The sequence below is a fragment of the Arenimonas sp. genome, assembly GCF_019459675.1.
Classification (GTDB): domain Bacteria; phylum Pseudomonadota; class Gammaproteobacteria; order Xanthomonadales; family Xanthomonadaceae; genus Arenimonas.
Genome location: NZ_JAIBFH010000327.1, coordinates 1 through 3,932, shown reverse-complemented (window position 1 = coordinate 3,932; position 3,932 = coordinate 1). Strand labels below are relative to the sequence as shown.

Annotated in this window: 4 protein-coding genes; 1 reads left to right on the top strand and 3 read right to left on the bottom strand. The window is 70.5% G+C overall.

Features of this window, described 5'->3' with window-relative positions; genetic code table 11:
• Nucleotides 1–243: 243 nt before the first annotated feature.
• Nucleotides 244–996 carry a peptidoglycan editing factor PgeF gene (gene pgeF / locus K0M70_RS11035; RefSeq protein WP_290781909.1) on the bottom strand — a complete coding sequence of 251 codons (753 nt, stop codon included), beginning with the start codon at nt 994–996 and terminating at the stop codon, nt 244–246.
• 7 nt (nt 997–1,003) lie between these two features.
• Nucleotides 1,004–2,017 carry a 23S rRNA pseudouridine(1911/1915/1917) synthase RluD gene (gene rluD / locus K0M70_RS11030; protein ID WP_290781908.1) on the bottom strand — a complete coding sequence of 338 codons (1,014 nt, stop codon included), beginning with the start codon at nt 2,015–2,017 and terminating at the stop codon, nt 1,004–1,006.
• Nucleotides 2,018–2,130: 113 nt separating this feature from the next.
• On the opposite strand from rluD, the gene K0M70_RS11025 reads away from it, so the two are divergent.
• Entirely contained in the window at nt 2,131–2,970 is an 840-nt protein-coding gene (locus tag K0M70_RS11025) for an outer membrane protein assembly factor BamD (RefSeq protein WP_290781907.1), read from the top strand.
• Nucleotides 2,971–3,019: 49 nt separating this feature from the next.
• Here K0M70_RS11025 and nadE read toward each other — a convergent pair.
• Nucleotides 3,020–3,932: NAD(+) synthase (gene nadE, locus K0M70_RS11020; RefSeq protein WP_290781906.1), on the bottom strand; the 913-nt coding region annotated here is incomplete at its 5' end.

Genomic DNA, 3,932 nt, shown 5'->3' with positions numbered 1-3,932 from the left:
ATCGGCGCTCTTCGGGTCGGCCTTGAGCAGCGCGGCGATGGCCGGAGCCGCGCGGCCGTCCTTGGCCTTGAGCCAGGCGTCGGCTTCGGCGACGGTGGCCGCGGGCGCCGGCAGGGCGCCGGACAGCAGCAGGCAAATCAGCAGGGAACGAAAACGCATCGGCGGTCTCCCGGGGTCAGCGTCAACATTGCCATAGTCCCGGGCCCGGGCGATGGTGCCGGAAGGCAGGACTTCACGATCCGGTCAGCGCGACATCCAGGCCAGTGTGGCCATGCGGCCGCTGCGGCCGTCGCGGCGGTGGGAGAAGAAGCTCGCCGGCTCGGCCAGGGTGCAGCGCCCGCCGCCGTGCACGGCAGTGACACCGCAAGCGGCGAGCCGGCGCCGGGCCAGCGCGTACAGGTCCATGCGCCAGTGGCCGGGCCGGGTGTGGAAGAAGGCCGACGTGGCGCCGGCATCGCGCTGGACGAACGCGTCGCGGACCTCTTCGCCGATTTCGTAGGCCGCCGGGCCGGCGGCCGGCCCCAGCCACGCCACCAGACCGGCGGCCGGGGTGTGCATGGCGGCCACCGTGGCCTCCAGCATGCCGGCGGCCAAGCCGCGCCAGCCGGCGTGGGCGGCGGCGATTTCGCCGCCGCCACGCGCGGCCAGCAGCACCGGCAGGCAGTCGGCCGTGAGGACGGCGAGCACCACGCCGGGCGTGGACGTGACGGCGGCGTCGGCCACAGGTTCGTCGTCCGACGCCGGCGCGCCATCGAAGCGAAGCACGCCGGTGCCGTGCACCTGCTGCAGCCAGTGCGGCGGCGACGGCAGCGCCAGCCACTGCGACAGCAGGGCGCGATTGGCCAGGGCATCGGCCGGCGCGTCGCCGCAGCGCAGCCCAAGGTTCAGCCGGTCAAACGGCGGCTGGGAAACACCGGCGCCGCCACGCAGCGTGGTCAGCCCATGCACGCCGGGTGGCGCGGGCCAGTCGGCGTCAATCCAGGCCGGCGCCGTCATGCGCGGCCTACTTCTTGGCCTCGGCCGTGTCCACGCGCAGGTCCAGCACCAGGCCCTGCATGTCGTCGGGCATCGGCGACTCGGTGGTCACTTCTTCGCCGGTGACCGGGTGCCGGAAGGAAAGCTTCTCGGCGTGCAGGGCCTGGCGCTTGAAGCCCTGCAGGCGCGCCGCCAGCTCCGCCGTGGCGGCCTTGGGCTGGCGGTACGAACCGCCGTACAGCGGGTCGCCCACGATCGGGTGGCGGACGTGCGCCATGTGCACGCGGATCTGGTGCGTGCGGCCGGTTTCCAGGCGGCACTCCACCAGCGTGTGCGAGCGGAACTTCTCGCGCACCCGGTAGTGCGTGATGGCGTCCCGGCCCGTGCCCTCCTTCGCCACCGACATGCGGATGCGGTCGGTGGGATGGCGGCCGATGGGCGCGCGGATGGTGGTGCCGGCCACCATGGTGCCCTGGACCACGGCCAGGTACTGGCGGTGCACTTCGCGGCCCGACAGCTGTTCCACCAGCGACGTGTGCGCGCGCAGCGTGCGCGCCACCACCATCAGGCCCGACGTGTCCTTGTCCAGGCGGTGCACGATGCCCGCGCGCGGCAGGCCCGACAGGCGGGGGTCGAAATGCAGCAGCGCGTTCACCAGCGTGCCCTTGGGGTTGCCGGCGCCGGGGTGGACCACCAGGCCGGCCGGCTTGTTCACCACCAGCACGTCTTCGTCTTCGTACAGAATCTCGATCGGGATGTCTTCGGGCAGGGCCTCGCCGGTCTCGACCTCGATGCGGATGGACAGGGTGACCGGCTCGCCGCCGCGCACGGCTTCCTTGGGCTTGACCAGGCGGCCGTCCAGCAGGGCGTCGCCGGCCTTCACCCATTCGGTGAGGCGGGAGCGCGAGAAATCGGGGAACAGCTCGGCCAGCACCTGGTCGAAGCGGCGTCCGGCCGACTCCAGCGGGATGGTGGCCTCCAGCAGCTCGCGCTCGCTGTCGTCGGCTTCGGTTTCGGTGTCGGGCTGGGAATGCGGGGTCATGGGCGTCTCGTCAGGGCCAGGGGCGGCCCCCGCCCCCATTCATGGAGGCGACAGCGGGCTTTCCGGTATTATCCCCGAACTTGCTGCTTCCAGCGCCCTGACCTGCCATCCCGATGACCCGACTGCTCGGCAAGACGCGTTTTCTCCTTATTCTGATGCTTGTGGTGACCCTGGGCGGCTGCCAGAGCCTGGGCAAGCTGTTCGGCGACCGCGAGGCGGAAACCGAAACCCTGCCGGTCGAAGCCATGTACTCCGAGGCCAAATCGGCGCTGAACGGCAAGAACTTCGACCGCGCGGGCCGCTACTACCAGCGCCTGGTGTCGCGCTTCCCGTACGGCGTGTACAGCGAACAGGCCCAGCTTGAGCTGGCCTACGTGCAGTTCCGCCAGTCCAAGACCGAAGAAGCCACGTCCACCATCGACCGCTTCATCCGCACCTATCCCACGCACCGCCACATCGACTACGCCTATTACCTCAAGGCGCTGATCAACTTCGACCGCAGCTCGGGCCTGCTTCTGCGCCTGGCCCGCCAGGACATGTCGGCCCGCGACCTGGGTGCGCCCACCCAGAGCCTGAACGACTTCGCCGACGTGGTGCGCCGCTACCCCAACAGCCGCTACGCGCCCGACGCCCGCCAGCGCATGATCTACCTGCGCAACCTGCTGGCGCAGCACGAGCTGAGCGTGGGCATTTATTACCTGCGCAAGGACGCCTACGTGGCCGCCGCCAACCGCGGCAAGTACCTGCTGCAGACCTACCCGCAAAGCGCCTACGAGGGCGATGCGCTGGCCCTGATGGCCACGGCCTACACCAACCTGGGCCAGGAAGACCTGGCCGCCGACACCCGCCGGGTGCTGGAAGCGAACTACGCCGACCACCCCTACCTCACCGGCCGGGGCTGGCCCAAGGGCGAAGGCTTCTTGAGCCGCATCAACCCCTTCGACGGCGAGTAATCCCCGCCGGGGCATCTTCGCAACGCCGCCTCCGGGCGGCGTTGTTGTTTCAGTCGCGCCAGCCCGACGTGATCGGGTAACGGCGCTCGCGACCGAAGGCGCGGCGCGACAGCTTGGGCCCTGGCGCCGACTGCCGCCGCTTCCACTCGCTGATGCGCACCAGCCTGAGGATGCGCTCCACGGTCGCCTGGTCGTAGCCATCGGCGACGATCTCGGCCATCGACAGCTCCTGGTCCACGTGCCGCAGCAGGATGGCGTCCAGCACCTCGTAGGGCGGCAGCGAATCCTGGTCGGTCTGGTTCTCGCGCAGCTCGGCCGACGGCGGCCGCGTGATCACCACCTCGGGGATGGCCGGCGATTGGGCGTTGCGCCAGCGGCACAGGGCCACCACTTCGGTCTTGTAGAGGTCCTTGATGGGCGCGAAGCCCCCGCACATGTCGCCGTAGATGGTGGCGTAGCCCACCGCGTATTCACTCTTGTTGCCGGTGGTGAGCAGCAGGCCGCCAAAGCGGTTGCTCAGGGCCATCAGCAGCGCGCCGCGGCTGCGCGACTGCAGGTTTTCCTCCGCCACGCCCGTCTCGAGATTGCCGAACATGGGCGCCAGCGCCTTCAGGTAGCCTTCGAAGGGCGACTCGATGGCGATGGTTTCCAGGCGCACGCGCAGCAGGCGCGCCTGGTCGTCGGCCAGGTCGTTGCTCAGGTCGCTGGTGTAGCGCGACGGCAGCCGTACGGCGGCGACGTTGCGGGCGCCCAGCGCGTCCACCGCCAGCGCCAGCACCAGCCCGGAGTCGATGCCGCCCGAAAGGCCCAGCCAGACGCGGTCGAAGCCGTTCTTGCCGCAGTAGTCGCGGATGCCGCGCACGATGGCGCGGTAGGCCAGCGCCTCGCGGCTTTCGTCGGCCTCCTCGGCCCACTGCAGGCGCGTGAACCGGCGCTCACCGGCATCGAAGTCCGTCACCAGC